Raw genomic sequence first — 18,185 nt, 5'->3', positions numbered from 1 at the left:
CTCCCCAAAATACGGTTTGAAAGAATGCAATTTCGAAAGCATACAGCCTAAAAACAAATCACTTAAAAAACAATGACTTAAACTATATATCTATCTCAATGACACAGTAAAACACACATTCGCCAATTGGGAGAAGTGGATGAAACTTTGAAAATCCACGTCTTCAAATGCCCTTTCCGAAGGGCCCCTATCCGCGTAATAAAACCCGATCACTTTACTATCGACTAATAATGGTGCTAATAAAAAGCCTTGACGTGACACATGTCGCGCTTGTAATTCTTTACACTGCTCTTGCCATTTCTTAGAGCTAGGATCATCTACCCAAAGCGGTAACTTATGCTCCATCGCTTGGTAAAATAATCCCCGCCTATCGCTCAAATCGATAATAAACTCTTGCTTAATGGCATCGGCATCACGACCTAATATCACTCTAGGTTGAAGTTGTTTACGGCTTGGTGACAATAACAGCACGCCGCACCGGTCAACACCAACGCCCTCAAGTATACCTTCGAGAACCGTTTGCATGATTTGGTTAAAATCGGCTTTATTAATGGCGAAGCCTGTTAATTCTCGTAGCTTAGCTAACTGAATATTCAAGTTAACTTGATAGACAGGCATATCTAACGGAATGGGAAGTGGAACAGGTTTAACTGTGACCATACGCTTAGGATCAGGTAGATAGTCTAGCAACACCTTAGCACCATATACTTCAGCTAACTTATGGGTCGCATTCGCGCAGCGTTGCATCCGCACCATAAACTCATTCTCTTCTAGTCCAGTAAAACTCGCCGCTTGCGTGATACGTTTCCCTAATTCCTGCTTATCAAGATTAGGTTGAGATAAAATATCGCAGAGCTTATCCGCAATAAAAATAGACCGAATTTCAGGTCGTTGCTCTTCAGGATTATTAACTGCATGGACCAACAGTTCTCCCAATCCCCAATTGCGGGCAATACTTTGAGTTAATAGTGAAAAAGAAGTGCCGAGGGCTTCGCGGGTTATACTTCGTTCCTCTGCAGGCGTTACACATTCACGCAGTTTTAGATCTAACTCTTCGGTGAACTCACCACCAATACTCCAAAAAGCACTCTCACCTATGTGATACAGTAAAGAGGCTATAAAAGCTTCTTCCTGCATTTCTTCGTCATAATGGCTCAACATCATCCGTGCAATCATGGCGGCTTGAAATGCTTTAGCCATCAACTTTATTAATCTTTGATATACGTTAGGTGCCAAATTTTACTCTCTAACAAGCTTGAGAGTAACTTGGCTGTGATACAGATATTTCGCACCGCATCGAAACCAAGCACTATAGCCGCTCGGCTGACAGTAGAGATTTGGCTACTACCTTTATGGTAAATAGCGCTATTAGCAACTCGAAGAATACGAGAGGTTAAGGCGTTATCGTGCATCACGCTACGCCCGAGTAATGCGAGAGAGGAAACGTCATCCTTGGCGAGCTTTTCTAGCGATTTAACAGTCGAACACAGTGCTGGCATTTCCAATTCACTGATCCGATTTGTCCAATAATCGACCCCTTTATTAGTATTGTTATTAGGCTTCAACCTAAAGTTACCTTAGCGATATAATCTTGTTGTTTTTAGTATAGATAAACGCAAACATTTCGCCTGTTGTCTAAAGCTTGTTTTAGCAAATCATTCATTAATTGCTTAATAATTCAACATTAAGCAATATCTGCCGATAAAAATGCCCAAGACAAAGCTCGGGCATTTCAGTAAAACAGGAAATCAATCCACACTTAGACTTTGAGGTACTGTTTAACAACACGCAACACTTTATCTATGTCCTGACGGCTGACATCTTTATGAGTCACAAGCCGAAGCGTACGCCCTGGGCTTATCAGGATGCCTTCCGCTCGACAGTGTTTAGCCAATAAGTTCGCATCAATATGGGGTGCTAATGTAGCAAATAACATATTAGTTTGTACTGCGGCTAAATTGACGTCAAACTCACTGAATTCTGCCAACTGCCGAGCTAAGTACGCCGCATTGTCATGATCTTCACTAAGCCGTTGTACTTGCTCAGTTAAAGCAAGCTTACCCGCAGCGGCAAGTATCCCAGCTTGACGCATGCCACCACCAAGCATTTTACGCCAACGAATGGCTTTCTTAATCAAGCGTTCATCACCTAAGAGTAATGAGCCGACTGGCGCACATAATCCTTTGGATAAACAAATCGACACTGAATCAAAGTGCGCCGTGATATCACTTATTGCAATATTCTGCGCAACCGCAGCATTGGCAACTCGCGCACCATCTAAATGAATTTTTAATCCGCGATTAAAGGCTAATGCCTGCGCGTCCGCCAAATAGCTTTGCGGGAGAACCTTACCGCCAATCGTATTCTCTAAACTAAGCAAACGAGTACGAGCAAAATGGATATCATCAGGCTTAATTGCGGCTTCAATGTCAGCTAATGCAATAGTGCCATCTAATTGATTAATTAAAGGTTGAGGTTGAATGCTGCCTAGGACAGCAGCGCCGCCGCCCTCGAACTTATAATTGTGAGCCTGCTGACCGCACAGGTACTCATCACCACGATCACAATGGGCCATCAAAGCCAATAAATTTGCTTGAGTACCCGAACAGGTAAATAATGCACTTTCAAAGCCAAACATCTCCGCAGCCATATCCTGCAAACTATTTACCGTAGGGTCATCACCGTAAACATCATCACCCACTTCGGCTCTGGACATGGCTAACCGCATGGCTGCTGTTGGCTGGGTAACAGTATCACTGCGTAAATCTATCATCTTGTCCTCAACTTAAAGTTTGGTTGGCGCATAATGGGCTCAAGACTCTAGCGCTAAAGGCTTATTTTGTATAGTTTATCGTCATACTTGTCGACAAATTTACCGATGTAGAACCTCGCATATACTTGAAGCAAGTATCGACATACTGACATCTACTAATAAAAACATAAATATACTCAAGATCTTGCCGATATCTATCTGTCGATGTATGGACGCTTGTACGCGTTTAGCTTGGCGAAAAGAGTCTTACTCGTTAGAATGCCACACTAAGATGGTCATGCTACAACAATGCGATCGCTTTAGTAATTTTGACTAATACTTATCGTTCAATAGGTGATTTGTAGTGAAAAACTCCCAATCTCGATGGATTCAGCTAGCGCTTTTGCTATTAAGTTTAAGCCTAACATCACAGGTATTTGCTTGGTCTGACACTGACCGAGATGGAGTGCCAGATATCAAAGATGCCTGTCCTAACACAGAGCCAAATACACCTGTTATGGCTAATGGTTGTGTGGAAGAAGCCGCTGTGGAAATGACTGCATCACCAGTTTGCGATATGAGTCATTCAAATGCTGAGTTAAACACAGATTGTCATAATATTTCTGCAGCTATGGTGTATTTTGAATTTGCCATTGCCGAGGTTGACTTTTCTCAATGGAAAACTTTAGCCTTAGTAAAAGCATTCTTAGAAACAAATGATGCTGAATTAACCTTAGTAGGCCACACAGATATCGTTGGTACACCAGAGTTTAATTATCAACTATCACTTCAACGGGCTCAAAATGTAAAACGTATTTTGGTTGAAGATTATGGCTTTAATCCAAATCGCTTTACCGTAATAGGTAAAGGTATATCTGAACCTGTAGCGGACAACCGTTCTAGCGAAGGGCGCAGTTTAAATCGACGAGTAGAATTTATCGTCAATAATAAATAGTTTTTGTTAGCGTATATTTAGGGAGTTATTCAATGGAAAACCTCGAAGGTTTATTAAAGCAAGCACCAGATCTGATTGTGACTTATGGCTTAAAAACATTATTCGCCATTATCATCTTCTTTGTTGGTAAATACTTTGCGGGCGTAGCACAGAAGCTTGTTCGTAAATTACTGAACAGCCGTAAAGTTGATCCGACAGTCGTTTCATTTGTCGCGAACCTCGCTTGGGCAGTGGTATTTGTTTTCGCGGTTATTGCTACGTTAGGGCAAATTGGCGTACAAACCGCATCACTGGTAGCCGTTATCGGTGCAGCAGGTTTAGCAATAGGCTTAGCGCTACAAGGTTCTCTGTCTAATTTTGCATCGGGTGTGTTAATGGTGTTATTCCGCCCTTGCCGCGTAGGTGACTATATTGAAGCTGCAGGTATCGCCGGCACTGTTGATGAAATAACCATATTCTCAACCAAGCTTCGCACTCCTGATAATAAAGTTATCGTAGCGCCAAACTCATCTATCATGAATGGCACTATCACTAACTACTCAGCGATGGATAGTCGTCGTATCGATTTAGTGATTGGCGTATCTTATTCCGCCGATATCGCACTCACTAAAAAAGTATTGACCGATATTTTAGATAACAACCAGTATGTGTTAAAAGATCCAGCATATACAGTTGGACTTTCTGAATTGGCTAGCTCTTCAATCAATTTCGTGGTTCGTCCTTGGGTAAAAACATCTGATTATTGGACTGCACGTTTCCAACTGCTTGAGCAAATAAAAAATGCATTAGACGCTGCAGATATCGGTATTCCATTTCCACAAATGGATATTCATGTCAAAAAATTGCCGCTAAGCAAATAACAATTAGTGGATAAAAAAGGTCGGTAATTACCGACCTTTTTTTATGGTTCTACGCATCATTTTAGCGTACCTTAATGGACAGATATTAGCGAAGGCACAGATATTCATGTGTGAGGAAATCCAATGCAAAAATATGTTTCATTTTTAGCCGCAAGCTGTATTTATAGCCTAGTTCTGATGAGCCCCAATACACTCGCCAGTGAGAAAACACAGGTTTTAATGGGTGAAAAAACAGTCACCTTAGAAGGGAAAAGACCAAAATTGTCGCAAATGGCGCCAGGGTTTAAAGTCGTTGATGAGCATTTCACGCCAGTGATGCTAAGTGATTTTAAGGGTAAAACTGTACTGATAAGTGCCGTGCCAAGCCTAGATACAGGTGTTTGCGCACTGCAGACGAAGCGCTTCAACAGCGAAGTTGGCCATTTTTCCGATGACGTCATCATGCTAACGATCAGTACCGATTTACCCTTCGCACAGAAGCGTTTCTGTAAAGTGGAAAACGTAGATAAAATCAAAGTGCTATCAGATAGCGTGTGGCGTGATTTTGGTGAAAAGTATGGTTTGTTAATTCAAGATTACGGCTTGCTGGCTAGAGCCATTTTCATAATAGATGCAGAAGGTAAGCTCCAATACCAAGAGTTAGTACCAAACATCACAGAGCATCCTAACTATGATGCTGCCCTTGAAGCCTTGAAAACCCTGCAAGCCCAGCAGTAATTCACCGCTAAAAAACAGGGCAGCCTTAGCTGCCCTTTTGTTTAACGGTTCTATTTCTACGATTTGGTTTTACGATTTAATGTGTATGCTGATCGCCACTGGATTGGTAGTCAAAGGTTGGCATAGACCAATGATATCGCAGCGCCAACATCCGTAAGCTAAAACCAACGCTTAAACAAATAACCAGATTAATCCATTCCGTTAACTGATAGGCTTTTAAGACGATATACAAGCCTGCCGTCAGTAGTGAAATCACCGCATAGAGTTCTTTCTTAAAAATCAAAGGCACTTGGTTACACAGAATATCGCGGATAACGCCACCAAAGACACCTGTGACCAATCCCATGACTACGGCAATTGTTGGGCTAAATCCCAGCATTAACGTCTTTTGTGCGCCCACGATGGAGAATACCGCTAAGCCTAAGGCATCAATAGCCAAAAATAACTTAGACAGATAACGCATCACAGGGGCGATAGCGACAGTGAGCAAAGAAGCGAATGCAATCGCAATAAGGTAATGCACATGCTCAACCCAAATTAAGGGGTAATTTCCGAGCATCATATCCCTTAGTGTACCGCCACCAATTGCCGTTGCGCAGCCAATGATCACCACACCAAACAAATCCATCTGCTTGCGGCCAGCCGCCAGAGCGCCCGTCATCGCCTCGGCAATAATCCCAATCAGCCAAAGTAATCCAATAATCTGCGTCTCATGCATCTTTGCTACTACCAACAACTCAAAGAATTGATTCTGCCTGATAACCTCTCAGTTCTATAATGATTTTATTTTGAATTCATCATTAGAAAAATTAATTCATCATCTTACTAATAATCTGATGCAGACTCCTATTACATTATTAATGTTATAGGATAAATATCATACAAAATAGTCAGTTATAAAAATGTTAACTTCACATTGTCATCTATGAAAATAGAATTTTTAATAAGTATTAATAACGTAAATCCAATCAGATGATAAATAACTGCAGATCATCTAATCGAATGGGCAAAACGCATAAAAATCAGCCACAAAAAAGCGGCCCTCAGGCCGCTTAATTTTTATTCAAACTGAGTCAGGACTACTTAGTGTCAGGCTTAGGGGGATAATTTGCCATCACACTGCCCACAGCTTGATTGATGATCTGTACTCTTTCTTCTGGGGTATTTTTGTCGCGAATGGTATCGGCAACAGAACCACGCCAGATCAGTTTAGTGGTTTTATTATCAACCAAATCAATAATCAGGGTGCCGACTTCATATTCTCTTACTGTGGTTTGGGTCTGCATATTGCCGCCCCAACCCCATCCTGGACCATAGTATGGGTTGTAGCCAAAATTACTATTGAAGGTATCAACATTAATCTTCTTATCAACTTTGGTCAGATAATTAACAAGTACATCAGCATCTTTTGCATCAACTAATGTCATCCCCTTACTCGCTAACTGGCTATTCACCGCTTCTCTGACCCGTTGATCCATCAAGCCATCTAGATGATATCCAGCAGAATCGGTTTTCTGAGCAACCCAAGCATAGGTTTTATATTGGGTAAAATTTGCGCTAGGGTCAAAATCCCAACCAGACTTCATCGAACTACAGGCACTGAGTGCCAACACAGCTAATGCTACAAAAATATTTTTCATCTTAATTTCCTCAGATGTTCGACCCGAACAAAGACAAGTATCAGAGATATGAATTTAGCTTACAGAGCAATAGCCTAATCTACAACTCAATTGATTAAAAAGCAGCATCTCATTCAGCTTGACTTCAGCAAAGCCAAAGATGATAATGATTATCAATTGAGATTTAAGGGGGTGTTGAAATGTACTGGTTTATTAGCGCGTTTTTGGTTGCATCAGCCATTTTTTTCCTTGCTCCAGAAAAAATCTCACTCGAGGCCAATAACGCTAAGATAAAGCGTCATTTGCCCGTCAGCTTACTGATTTTACCTCTCATTGTACTTGGCTGGTTGGTCATAGATGCCGTCGCGAATGGTACTAACTATGCGACAGTCGCCGCATTTGGTTTTGTTACAACAGCCTGCTTAATTGCGTTACCTAAGTTACATAAATTTATTATGCCCAGTGCATTACTCACCGCTGTGGCGCTGATAGCCATGGTATTCATGCGAATGAATTAATCCTGAGCTTTAAGCTTACTTTTCAAATTATGCTTACTTCCCTGCAAAGAGTTAGCATTTTGTATTGGCCACTTAAGGAGAATCCTCAAGTGGTCTTTTTTTACCTCCCAGAACCTCTGCAAATTTGATAAACTGAGCCGGTATAAATCACCTTCTAATATCAATGAATGAAACCAATGAAAGCAGATCCTAATGTATCCTTAGTGTACAGTACCGACAAAGGCCGTATAAATGCAGAGCCCGTCACTAAAACGATTCCTGAATCCGATGGCATAGTCAGGATCCACAGAGACAGTAAAGGCCGCAAAGGCAAAGGCGTTTCGATTATCTCAGGCCTAGGTCTCGATGAAACCGCGTTAAAAGCAATGGCTCAAACCCTTAAAAAACAATGTGGTTGTGGTGGAACGGTTAAAGATTTCACTATTGAGGTCCAAACGGACAACCGCGAGCAATTAAAGCTATTACTTGAGAAACAAAACTACAAAGTTAAATTAGCTGGCGGTTAATCTCGCCCGACTTAGCAATATAGCAGCAAGCTAGATCAACTTAGCCACATCAAACGGAGTAGTTTAATGGAGAGTTTGCAGAACCATTTCTTAATTGCGATGCCCTCACTACACGGTACGTTTTTTGAACGCTCAGTCATTTATATCTGTGAACATGATGCCAAAGGCGCCATGGGGCTGGTGATCAATAAACCGCTCGATATCGAAGTTAATTCGCTATTAGAACAAATGGATTTGCCGGCAGAGCAAGTCTCCGCGGATTTAGTACTCAATGACAATGTCATGATGGGCGGTCCCGTCTCCCAAGATCGCGGCTTTGTGCTGCATACCTCTCAGCCCTATTGGGCCAATAGCACAGATCTGGGTTGTGGTTTAATGCTAACCACTTCACGTGATGTGTTAACCGCGATTGGAAGCAATAGATCGCCCGAGAAGTTTCTCGTCGCATTAGGTTATGCAGGGTGGAGTAAAGATCAGCTCGAACAAGAGCTTGCCGATAATTCTTGGCTCACTATTCCAGCAACGAATGCGCTCTTGTTTGACATTAAACACGAAGACCGTTGGCCACAGGCCAGCCGTGCTCTCGGATTTGATGCTTGGCAAGTTTCAGCTCAAGCGGGTCACGCTTAAGCCTATTTATTAATATAAGTCAGCACACTATGAATTCGAAAACCGTATTAGGCTTTGATTTTGGTACTAAAAGTATTGGTGTGGCTATAGGCCAAGAGATCACTGCCAGCGCCACACCGTTATTATCACTCAAGGCCGTCGATGGTATCCCAAATTGGGATCAGATAGGCGACTTAATCAAAGAGTGGCAACCTGACTTAGTAGTCGTTGGTCTGCCTTTAAACATGGATGGCACAGAGCAAGATATGACCCACAGGGCGCGTAAATTTGCTAATCGCATCAATGCTAAGTTCAAAGTCAAAATAGCCACTCAAGATGAGCGATTAACTACCACTGATGCTAAGGCCAGATTATTCGAATTGGGCGGGTTTAAGGCACTGACCAAAGGTCAAGTCGATGCTGTGTCTGCCGTCCTTATCATCGAAAGCTACTTCGAAAATAACTTCAGCAAGTAATGCCACAATAAATAAAACCACAACAAAAATAAAAGGATAAGTTGCCTTATCCTTTTAGTTTGATGTTTAACCCGATAAATTACCAGATCAAAAATGTGGCTTCACTAAGTTTGCCATCATAGTAATGTGCGCATCATCGTCATTTAATGCAGCGATGTAACGGAACTTCTCCCCGCCCGCCTCAGCAAAGAGATGACCATTCTCACCAACAATTTCTTCCAGCGTTTCTAAACAATCGGCGCTAAAAGCTGGGCAGACGATAGCAATATCACGCACGCCTTGTTGCGGCAACGCTCTCAAAGTCGCATCGGTATAAGGTTGTAGCCATTTGGCTTTACCGAAACGCGATTGAAAAGTCATGACAAACTCATCTTTACCTAACCCAAGCTTTTCGGTAACCAGTCGAGTCGTTTTCATGCAGAAGCAGTAATACGGATCGCCTAAATGCAAATTACGCTCAGGCATACCATGGTAAGACAACACCAATTTTTGCGGTTTACCATGGGCTTCAAAATCAGCCGTGATCGAATTAGCTAACGCGTTAATAAAGTCAGCATTGTCATGATAAGTATTAATAAAATGCAGTGCTGGGATATAGCGCCACTTGGACAACTCAGCCGCAATCGCATCAAATGCAGAACCTGTGGTTGGCGCCGCATATTGGGGATACAGAGGTAACACCACGATTTTATCAATGCCATTTTGATGCATAGTTTGCAATGTACTGGCGACCGATGGACTGCCATAACGCATGGCTAAATGGACAGAAACATCATGTTTATCGGCTTTAAGCTTATCCGCTAACTTTGCCGTTTGACGCAAACTAATGTCCATTAACGGTGAACCTGCCGCAGTCCATACCTTTTGGTATAATGCTGCCGATTTTGCTGGCCGTACCCGCAAAATAATCCCGTGTAAAATCAACATCCACACTAATTTAGGAATTTCGACGACTCGGGGATCCGCTAAAAACTCTGCAAGATAACGTCTAACAGCAGATGCTGTGGGTTCATCTGGAGTACCTAAATTCAACAACAACACGCCTACTTTGCCGCGCTGCCCGTGTCCAACTTCTTTGGATAAGCCTGAAAATTTAGCCAAAACAGCCTCTTAATTAATAAATATTCGTAAGATTAAAGTACAGATTCTATCGCTTGCTTAAGCTCTTCACTATCTGGCTTCACTTTAGAATTGAACTGTTGCACAACCGCACCATCACCGCTGACGACATACTTATAAAAATTCCACTTAGGCGCACCAGTTTTTTCAGCTAAGTATTTGAAGACACTATTAGCGTCACTACCACGTACTGGCGATGTCGACAGCATAGTAAAGGTGACACCGTAATTGATGTAACACACCTTAGCCGTATCTTTCTCATCATTTTCTTCTTGGAAAAAATCATCCGATGGGAAACCAATGACCACTAAGCCTTTATCTTTGTAGTTTTCATGCAATGTTTCGAGCGCTTTAAACTGCGGGGTGTAACCACAGTTACTGGCCGTGTTAACAATCAACACTGGTTTTCCCTGAGTCAATTCACACAGATTAACTATCTCTTCAGAATGTAATTTTCGTACTTCAAGGTTCAGATACTCGGGACAAGTAGCCGCCATAGCGCCAACACTCATCAAGCTCGCTGTCATAGCGAATATCATGGGTAATTTTTTCATTGCTTTCTCCTTTACCTGTACATTACGCAAACGCACTAGGTAAAGATCATATTGAATTAAAAAATAAAAGCTATGGATAATGGCAACATAGCGATGAAGTAGAACCGATTGAGCTGAACGAAAATCTAATACACAAACAAAAAGCAGCCCATAAAGAGCTGCCTAACCCAGAACCTGACTATCGCGTTAGTCCATGTCTAAGGTGACACCTTCCATAAAACCTGAGCCCGTGGATTCTTTATTCTGCAATTTAATCATCAAACGTAAATCGTTTGGTGAATCAGCATGGTGCAGCGCATCGGCGTAACTAATCTCGCCATCGACATAAAGTTTCAGCAAGGCCTGATCGAACGTCTGCATGCCCTGCTCGTTGGATTTTGCCATGGTTTCTTTGAGTAAATGCAGCTCGTTCTTCGCAATTAAACTCGCCACCCTTGGGGTATTAATCAATACTTCAATCGCGGCGCGACGCCCTGTGCCATCAACTTTAGGGATCAATTGCTGCGCCACAATACCGCGCAAATTTAATGATAAATCAAACAATAACTGTTGGTGTTTACTCTCAGGCACGAGATGCATAATCCGGTCTAACGCTTGGTTGGCGTTGTTGGCATGTAAGGTTGCCATACAAAGATGACCCGTTTCTGCAAATGACAGCGCAAACTCCATCGTCTCTTGGGTACGGATTTCACCAATCAAGATCACATCGGGAGCTTGGCGAAGGGAGCTTTTTAGCGCCGCATCAAAAGACTCAGTATCTATACCCACTTCACGCTGAGTGATTATGCTTTTTCTATGGTCATGAACGAATTCAACCGGGTCTTCAATAGTCAAAATATGCCCACGGGCATGACCATTGCGATAACCCACCAAGGCCGCCAAAGACGTTGACTTACCCGTTCCCGTTCCGCCTACCATAATGATGAGACCACGTTTACTCATCACCAGATCTTTTAGAATAGGCGGCAATTTTAAATCATCGACATCAGGGATTTTAGTCTCAATACGGCGCATCACGCAGCCAGGCGATTCACGCTGCCAAAAAGCGCTCACCCGAAAACGACCTAAATCCTTTGCCGCAAAAGCGAAGTTACACTCACGAGTGGAATGAAACTCTTGCTTCTGCGCCTCTGTCATTAACGACTCAACAAAATCCAGTGATTGTGCTGGTGTAAACGCACTTTCTGCCAAGGGACGCAATTCACCGTCAATCTTGGCACTCGGCGGAAAACCCGCTGTGATGAACAAGTCGGAGGCTTTGCGTTCCACTATCACTTTTAAAAACGGACGAACATCCATCATAAATCCTTAAAATGTCGCTTGTTTATTCGAACTTTTCGCCATTGCATCTTCACGAGTGATAAGACCGCGATTGACTAAGTTCTGTAAACATTGCTCTAAGGTCTGCATTCCATGGGCCATACCTGTTTGAATTGCCGAATACATCTGCGCCACTTTGTCTTCACGAATTAAGTTGCGGATAGCGGGCGTGCCCATCATGATTTCATGGGCGGCGACACGGCCTCCTCCCACCTTTTTAATCAGGGTTTGCGAAATAACCGCTTGCAGCGATTCAGACAACATAGTGCGCACCATGTCTTTTTCACCGGCGGGGAATACGTCGACCACACGGTCAATCGTTTTCGCGGCAGAAGTAGTATGCAAGGTACCAAACACTAAGTGGCCCGTTTCTGCGGCGGTCATCGCCAAACGAATGGTCTCAAGGTCACGCATCTCACCGACTAAAATCACGTCTGGGTCTTCACGCAGTGCGCTTCTAAGCGCCGCATTAAAGCTGTGGGTATGGCGGTGAACTTCACGTTGGTTAATCAAACATTGCTTATTTTGGTGAACGAATTCGATAGGATCTTCAATGGTTAAGATATGATCATGTCGATTTTCATTCACGTAATCCACCATGGCGGCAAGTGTGGTACTCTTACCCGACCCCGTAGGTCCAGTCACTAGCACCAATCCGCGAGGGAAACTGGCAATTTTTTTAAAAATTTCCGGCGCACCCAATTGCTCAAGTGACAAAATGTCACTTGGAATGGTACGAAACACAGCCGCTGCACCACGGGATTGATTGAATGCGTTAACACGAAAGCGTGCAAGATTAGGGACTTCGAACGAGAAATCGATTTCTAAATGTTCTTCGTAGTCCTTGCGCTGCTTATCATTCATTATGTCGTACACTAAGCTGTGTACACCTTGATGATCGAGCGCGGGCAGGTTAATTTTTCTCACTTCACCGTCAACACGGATCATGGGAGATATCCCTGCAGAAAGGTGTAGATCCGAGGCTTTGTGTTTTACACTAAATGCCAATAACTCAGTGATTTCCATCGTTTGGGATATCCTTGCAACTAGATAATTACATCATGACAACAATAGCAGACAGACTCGCAATCGCCCAGCGCAGGATCACACAAGCAGCGCAAAAATGTGCCCGCCACCCCAGCAGTATTCGCTTACTTGCCGTCAGCAAGACTAAACCTATTGAAGACATTATAGCAGCCTACCAAGCGGGTCAGCGTTGCTTTGGCGAAAACTATGTCCAAGAAGGCGCTGAAAAAATTACTGCGCTCAAGGGAGATTTCCCGGACATAGAATGGCATTTTATCGGCCCACTCCAATCTAATAAAACCAGCATAGTCGCCCAGCATTTCGATTGGATGCATACCGTTTCACGCGACAAAATTGCCCTACGTCTCAATGAGCAACGTCCGGCCGAATTGGCGCCATTAAACGTCTGTATTCAAATTAATATCAGTGCTGAAGACACAAAATCTGGCATAGATGCGGCTCAAATGCTGCCACTGGCCGAACTGATAGCTCAGCTACCTAACTTAGCACTGAGAGGCCTAATGGCAATTCCAACGGCTACCGCGGATACAGAGTTACAGCTTAAAGAGTTTTCCATGTTAAACAATCTATTTCAAGAACTTAAATCGCATTATCCCGCTGTAGATACGCTTTCAATGGGGATGAGTAATGACCTAGATACAGCGATTAGCTGCGGTTCAACTATGGTGCGTATTGGCAGTGCCATTTTTGGTGAGCGCAATTACGCTGCGTAAAATCCACGTTCGGCATTTAGTTAGAGGTCAGTTTAACCTTGTTTTTAGCACTTTATGCCCAAATACTGTATTTAAGAACACCGAACATTAACGATTTAAGAGCAATTAGCGAGAGTCGATAATCAGGCTCAGTCATTCAAATGACTAACCGTTTTATCATCTTAATTTAAGGTGAAGATGTTACAAGTTAACGGTTAACACACTGAAGAGAATCAAATGGATCAACAGAAAATCTGCTTTATCGGTGCCGGCAATATGACGCGCAGCATCATCAGTGGCTTAATCAATAGCGGCTATCCAGCTCAACTCATCCAAGCGACTAATCCCAGCCAAGGTAAACTCGATGCACTAAAAGACGATTTTGGGATTTTGGTTTCTCAGGATAATTTGGCCGCGGCGCAAGCTGCCGATGTCATAGTACTTTCAGTAAAACCACAATTGATGCAACAAGTTTGTGAAGCATTACAGACAGTCGAGCTGTCGAATAAGTTAGTCATCACTATCGCTGCGGGCATTAAAGCAAAGCGATATACCGACTATCTGGCACAAGACATCAAGCTTATCCGCGCCATGCCAAATACGCCGATGCAAATTAGTGTTGGTATGACTGGCCTCTATGCGCCTCAAAGCATTACTACCGAGCAGAAAGCCATTTGCGATCGTTTGATGTCAAGCGGCGGCGAAATAGTGTGGGTAAATGAAGAGTCAGATTTAGATCAAGTGATTGCACTATCGGGCAGTTCACCGGCTTATTTCTTTTTGCTAATGGAGTCTATGATAGATGCAGGCAAAGAAATGGGAATGGATGAAACAAAAGCCAGAAGTTTAGTGCAGCAAGCTGCGCTTGGCGCTGCTATGATGGCAAAGCAAAACCCACAACTGACCTTAGGTAATTTAAGGGAGAATGTTACTTCAAAGGGCGGCACCACCGCACAGGCGCTGGCGACATTTGAAGCTGCGGATATGCGCGGCTTAGTAAAAAAAGCCATGGAAAACTGTATTAATCGTGCAGAAGAAATGGCTAAAACATTTTGATCCACTAACACGTTTTTATATCGAACTTTAATAGGTAGAAATCTCGATGAATGCATTTACCTTTTTAATCACCACTCTATTCGATCTCTATTTGATGGTGGTGATTTTGCGGATTTGGTTACAACTGGCAAGGGCTGATTTTTACAATCCTTTTAGCCAATTTATTGTTAAAGCAACTCACCCGCTCATCGCACCAATGCGCCGTATTTTGCCTTCCTTAGGGCGATTTGATACCGCATCTTTCGTCCTCGCATTATTGGTTGTGATAGCCAAGCTGCTACTAATTAGCCTCATTGCGGGCGGTGGCATAGACATACTGTTATTTTTGCTGTTTGCCGTTGTATCTGTGGTCAAAAAAGCAGGGGTACTGCTATTTTGGATGCTATTAATACGCGCAATCTTAAGCTGGTTTAACCAAGGCTATAATCCAATTGTAATGATCATGGGTCAGTTAACTGAACCCGTATTAGCACCAATACGTCGTATCATACCGCCAATTGGTGGTTTAGATTTATCCGTAATGCTGGTCATTATTGGTATGAATTTCCTCAATATGTTACTTGCTCAATATATCCCTTATTGGGCTGTGATCTAATGAGTGCAGTGACTTTGCAGCAAGGTGACTTGCTGCTTAATCTCTACATTCAGCCTAAGGCTAGCCGAGATCAAATTGTAGGATTGCACGGTGATGAGCTAAAAGTAGCCATCACTGCGCCGCCTATTGATGGCAAAGCGAATGCCCATTTAAGCAAGTACTTAGCAAAAGCTTTTAAAGTGCCAAAGAGCGACATTCACATAATAAAAGGTGAACTTGGTCGACATAAACAAATCCGCATTATTGACCCTAAGATCATCCCAAGTGTCATTACTGAACTGATGGGGCAAGATAGTGAAAGGTAGTTCAGCTGAAAGATCAATCAGTTAAAGAATCATACAACTTAAAACGAATTAATCCTTTGAAAGCTATTAATTTATTGAAAAAAATAGTCACAGCGGCCCTATAATCCAACATTCCCTAATATGAGGTATCCCATCATGTTCCGTAATCTTCTCGCTGTATTAGCCCTCACTGCCAGCCTTTGCGGTGTTGCAAATGCCGAGCAAAAAGAAACTGTCGGCAATTTTGATATTCATTACATGGCACTTGGCAGTACATTTTTAACGCCTAGCATAGCCAAATCCTATGGCATTAAGCGCAGTAGCTACACTGGCATCATCAATATTGCCGTATTAGATATTAGCGAAGCAAATAAGCCCGCAGTACCCGTTGAAATTACTGGAGTTGCTAATAATTTGTTAGATGCGCGAATCAATCTAACGTTTAAAGAGATCCGCGAAGGTGATGCGATTTATTACATTGCCGAAGTACCCTACCGCGATGATCAGGAAATCAACTTCAATATCGCAATTAAATATGGCAATCAACTGAACACGAACTTACAGTTCAAGCAAAAATTCTACGTTGAATAAACCTATTTTATACCTTTGTTGGCGTTGCTTTCCTGTTGCGCCAACCCCTTTCCCTGTCCTTTACTATTGAGCTTGGGTATCATAGTGCCAACGCACGTCGCCCCATTTATGATAGGTATTCCATGCAACAAATCGTCCTCGCCAGCGGTAATAAAGGCAAACTCGCCGAATTCGATCAAATGCTCGCCAGCTACGGTGTCACAGTGCTGCCGCAGAGCCAGTTTAATGTCAGCGAAGTAGCAGAAACGGGTACCACTTTTGTAGAGAATGCCATTATCAAAGCAAGGCATGCCGCCGAAATCACCGGACTTGCGGCCATTGCCGATGATTCGGGTTTAGAAGTGGATTTACTCCAAGGCGCTCCCGGCATTTATTCAGCGCGTTACGCGGGCGAAAATGCCAAAGATCAAGACAACGTCTTGAAACTACTTGAGACATTAAAAGACCAGCCAGCACCTCGCGGGGCAAGATTCCAATGCGTACTGGTATATATGCGCCATGCGAAAGACCCTACCCCGATTATTTGTCAAGCCTCATGGGAAGGCCAAATCGACTTTAGCCAACGCGGCGCTAATGGCCATGGTTACGATCCGATTTTTATCCCTGAAAATTATCAATGTAGCGCGGCAGAGCTGAGCAGCAACGAGAAAAATGCCTTAAGTCATCGTGGTAAAGCCCTAGTGCAACTTATCGCCGCCATGCAAGCCCAAGGCGTGTTAACTGGCGGGAATGCACAATAATGTCATCAACTGCCGTGACTACTGCAATGAAGCTCGAACTGCCACCACTCAGTCTGTATATCCATATTCCCTGGTGCGTACAAAAGTGTCCCTATTGTGACTTTAATTCCCATGGCCAAAATGGCGAACTGCCACAAGAGGCTTATGTTGATGCGCTATTGGAAGACTTACGCCAAGACTTATATCTAGTCCAAGGCCGGAAAATCCACACTATTTTTATTGGTGGCGGCACACCTTCATTATTCGATGCCTCACAAATCAAGCGCATACTCGATGGTGCCAATGCACTTATTCCCTTTAGTGACGATATCGAAATCACTATGGAAGCCAATCCTGGTACTTTAGAGCACGATGACTTTAGTGCCTATCGTGCAGCGGGCGTCACTCGTTTATCTATTGGTGTGCAGAGCTTTTCTAAGGATAAACTCAACTTACTCGGACGTATTCACGATCAAAACGAGGCACAAGTCGCCGCTCAAAAAGCCAGCCAAGCGGGATACTTGAGTTTTAACCTCGATTTAATGCATGGATTACCCAACCAAAGCTTTGCTGAAGCTATGGCCGATATCGACACGGCAGCGGCGCTTAACCCGCCACACCTATCTTGGTATCAGTTAACAATTGAGCCCAACACCCTATTCCACTCAAAACCGCCGCAGCTGCCCGATGACGAAGCGCTCTGGCATATCTATGAGCAAGGTCAACAAAAGCTGGCCGCATTAGGGTATGAGCAATACGAAATATCTGCCTACGCAAAACCTGGTTACCAATGTAGGCACAATCTCAACTACTGGCAGTTTGGTGATTATCTAGGCATAGGCTGTGGCGCCCACGGCAAAGTGACGCTGCCAGAAGAAAACCGCATCATACGCACGGTAAAAATTAAACATCCTAAGGGATATCTGAGTGCCCACAACTACACCTTCGAATCGATTGAAGTTGCAGAGGAAGACCGCGCGCTCGAATATTTAATGAATCGCCTGCGTCTGATGACACCTATCCCTAAGCAAGAATTTGAACTGCGCACCGGACAACACAGAGACACATTGACCGAAGGAATGGAAAAAGCCAAACAACGCGGTTTACTCACAGAATCCGCTGAACATTGGCAATTAACCAGTAAAGGTCATATGTTTGTTAATGATTTACTGACACAATTTTGCTGAATTACCCAT

The 18,185-nt window shown here is 43.2% G+C and carries 21 protein-coding genes and 1 pseudogene; 14 read left to right on the top strand and 8 right to left on the bottom strand.

All coding sequences use genetic code 11. The features are described 5' to 3' along the window. Positions 1-90 precede the first annotated feature (90 nt). Together AAA952_RS13980 and ltaE are read right to left on the bottom strand one after the other, a co-directional pair. Positions 91-1,565: pseudogene (locus AAA952_RS13980) on the bottom strand (HDOD domain-containing protein). A 194-nt stretch (positions 1,566-1,759) separates the two neighbouring features. After that, positions 1,760-2,773 carry a low-specificity L-threonine aldolase gene (gene ltaE, locus AAA952_RS13975; protein WP_338257864.1) on the bottom strand — a complete coding sequence of 338 codons (1,014 nt, stop codon included), beginning with the start codon at positions 2,771-2,773 and terminating at the stop codon, positions 1,760-1,762. A 343-nt stretch (positions 2,774-3,116) separates the two neighbouring features. Here ltaE and AAA952_RS13970 point away from each other — a divergent pair, with 343 nt between their 5' ends. From AAA952_RS13970 to tpx, 3 genes are all read left to right on the top strand, one after another. Next, entirely contained in the window at positions 3,117-3,707 is a 591-nt protein-coding gene (locus tag AAA952_RS13970) for an OmpA family protein (protein ID WP_113939425.1), read from the top strand. A 32-nt stretch (positions 3,708-3,739) separates the two neighbouring features. Further along, a complete protein-coding gene (locus AAA952_RS13965; RefSeq protein WP_338257862.1) occupies positions 3,740-4,567 on the top strand; it encodes a mechanosensitive ion channel family protein in 828 nt (275 codons plus the stop codon). Between the two features lie 123 nt (positions 4,568-4,690). Beyond that, a complete protein-coding gene (gene tpx / locus AAA952_RS13960; protein WP_105251878.1) occupies positions 4,691-5,284 on the top strand; it encodes a thiol peroxidase in 594 nt (197 codons plus the stop codon). A 76-nt stretch (positions 5,285-5,360) separates the two neighbouring features. Here tpx and AAA952_RS13955 read toward each other — a convergent pair whose 3' ends face one another. Together AAA952_RS13955 and AAA952_RS13950 are read right to left on the bottom strand one after the other, a co-directional pair. Next, a complete protein-coding gene (locus tag AAA952_RS13955) occupies positions 5,361-6,002 on the bottom strand; it encodes a trimeric intracellular cation channel family protein (protein WP_028761275.1) in 642 nt (213 codons plus the stop codon). Positions 6,003-6,363: 361 nt separating this feature from the next. Further along, a complete protein-coding gene (locus AAA952_RS13950; RefSeq protein ID WP_028761276.1) occupies positions 6,364-6,924 on the bottom strand; it encodes a DUF4136 domain-containing protein in 561 nt (186 codons plus the stop codon). Positions 6,925-7,103: 179 nt separating this feature from the next. Here AAA952_RS13950 and AAA952_RS13945 point away from each other — a divergent pair, with 179 nt between their 5' ends. The 4 genes from AAA952_RS13945 (at position 7,104) to ruvX (ending at position 9,012) form a co-directional block, all read left to right on the top strand. Further along, positions 7,104-7,421, top strand: coding sequence for a hypothetical protein (locus AAA952_RS13945; protein WP_113939424.1), 318 nt, complete (start codon positions 7,104-7,106; stop codon positions 7,419-7,421). Between the two features lie 176 nt (positions 7,422-7,597). Continuing rightward, a complete protein-coding gene (gene yciH / locus AAA952_RS13940; RefSeq protein ID WP_338257854.1) occupies positions 7,598-7,927 on the top strand; it encodes a stress response translation initiation inhibitor YciH in 330 nt (109 codons plus the stop codon). A gap of 66 nt (positions 7,928-7,993) precedes the next feature. Continuing rightward, positions 7,994-8,557 (top strand): YqgE/AlgH family protein, encoded by a 564-nt coding sequence (locus tag AAA952_RS13935; protein ID WP_263178177.1) that lies wholly within the window; start codon positions 7,994-7,996, stop codon positions 8,555-8,557. Positions 8,558-8,586: 29 nt separating this feature from the next. Then, positions 8,587-9,012 (top strand): Holliday junction resolvase RuvX, encoded by a 426-nt coding sequence (gene ruvX / locus AAA952_RS13930; RefSeq protein WP_028761279.1) that lies wholly within the window; start codon positions 8,587-8,589, stop codon positions 9,010-9,012. An 87-nt stretch (positions 9,013-9,099) separates the two neighbouring features. On the opposite strand, the gene hemH is transcribed toward ruvX, so the two are convergent. The 4 genes from hemH to AAA952_RS13910 form a co-directional block, all read right to left on the bottom strand. Beyond that, positions 9,100-10,113 (bottom strand): ferrochelatase, encoded by a 1,014-nt coding sequence (gene hemH, locus AAA952_RS13925; RefSeq protein ID WP_338257851.1) that lies wholly within the window; start codon positions 10,111-10,113, stop codon positions 9,100-9,102. A gap of 32 nt (positions 10,114-10,145) precedes the next feature. Continuing rightward, positions 10,146-10,685, bottom strand: a complete 540-nt coding sequence (locus AAA952_RS13920) for a glutathione peroxidase (RefSeq protein WP_338257849.1) — start codon at positions 10,683-10,685, stop codon at positions 10,146-10,148. A gap of 186 nt (positions 10,686-10,871) precedes the next feature. Further along, positions 10,872-11,984 (bottom strand): PilT/PilU family type 4a pilus ATPase, encoded by a 1,113-nt coding sequence (locus AAA952_RS13915; protein ID WP_028761282.1) that lies wholly within the window; start codon positions 11,982-11,984, stop codon positions 10,872-10,874. Positions 11,985-11,993: 9 nt separating this feature from the next. Continuing rightward, entirely contained in the window at positions 11,994-13,031 is a 1,038-nt protein-coding gene (locus AAA952_RS13910) for a type IV pilus twitching motility protein PilT (RefSeq protein WP_006082517.1), read from the bottom strand. Between the two features lie 35 nt (positions 13,032-13,066). Between AAA952_RS13910 and AAA952_RS13905 the strand changes: the two genes are divergently transcribed. The 7 genes from AAA952_RS13905 (at position 13,067) to hemW (ending at position 18,176) form a co-directional block, all read left to right on the top strand. Then, entirely contained in the window at positions 13,067-13,765 is a 699-nt protein-coding gene (locus AAA952_RS13905) for a YggS family pyridoxal phosphate-dependent enzyme (protein WP_338257845.1), read from the top strand. 216 nt (positions 13,766-13,981) lie between these two features. After that, a complete protein-coding gene (gene proC / locus AAA952_RS13900) occupies positions 13,982-14,800 on the top strand; it encodes a pyrroline-5-carboxylate reductase (protein WP_173497619.1) in 819 nt (272 codons plus the stop codon). A gap of 46 nt (positions 14,801-14,846) precedes the next feature. Further along, a complete protein-coding gene (locus AAA952_RS13895) occupies positions 14,847-15,395 on the top strand; it encodes a YggT family protein (protein ID WP_105251874.1) in 549 nt (182 codons plus the stop codon). Further along, positions 15,395-15,700 carry a DUF167 family protein YggU gene (yggU, locus tag AAA952_RS13890; RefSeq protein WP_219233939.1) on the top strand — a complete coding sequence of 102 codons (306 nt, stop codon included), beginning with the start codon at positions 15,395-15,397 and terminating at the stop codon, positions 15,698-15,700. The genes AAA952_RS13895 and yggU overlap by 1 nt, the downstream gene beginning before the upstream one ends. Before the next feature lie 135 nt (positions 15,701-15,835). After that, positions 15,836-16,270: a DUF4426 domain-containing protein gene (locus tag AAA952_RS13885; RefSeq protein WP_113939419.1), complete on the top strand. Its 435-nt coding sequence runs from the start codon at positions 15,836-15,838 to the stop codon at positions 16,268-16,270. 122 nt (positions 16,271-16,392) lie between these two features. Beyond that, a complete protein-coding gene (gene rdgB, locus AAA952_RS13880; protein ID WP_131523655.1) occupies positions 16,393-17,010 on the top strand; it encodes an RdgB/HAM1 family non-canonical purine NTP pyrophosphatase in 618 nt (205 codons plus the stop codon). Then, entirely contained in the window at positions 17,010-18,176 is a 1,167-nt protein-coding gene (gene hemW / locus AAA952_RS13875; RefSeq protein ID WP_338257837.1) for a radical SAM family heme chaperone HemW, read from the top strand. Before rdgB ends, hemW begins: the two co-directional genes overlap by 1 nt. Positions 18,177-18,185 lie beyond the last annotated feature (9 nt).

It is taken from the genome of Shewanella sp. M-Br (assembly GCF_036245925.1).
GTDB classification, from domain to species: domain Bacteria; phylum Pseudomonadota; class Gammaproteobacteria; order Enterobacterales; family Shewanellaceae; genus Shewanella; species Shewanella oncorhynchi.
Note: the sequence above shows the minus strand (reverse complement) of the source record. Positions and strands in the feature narration are given on the sequence as shown.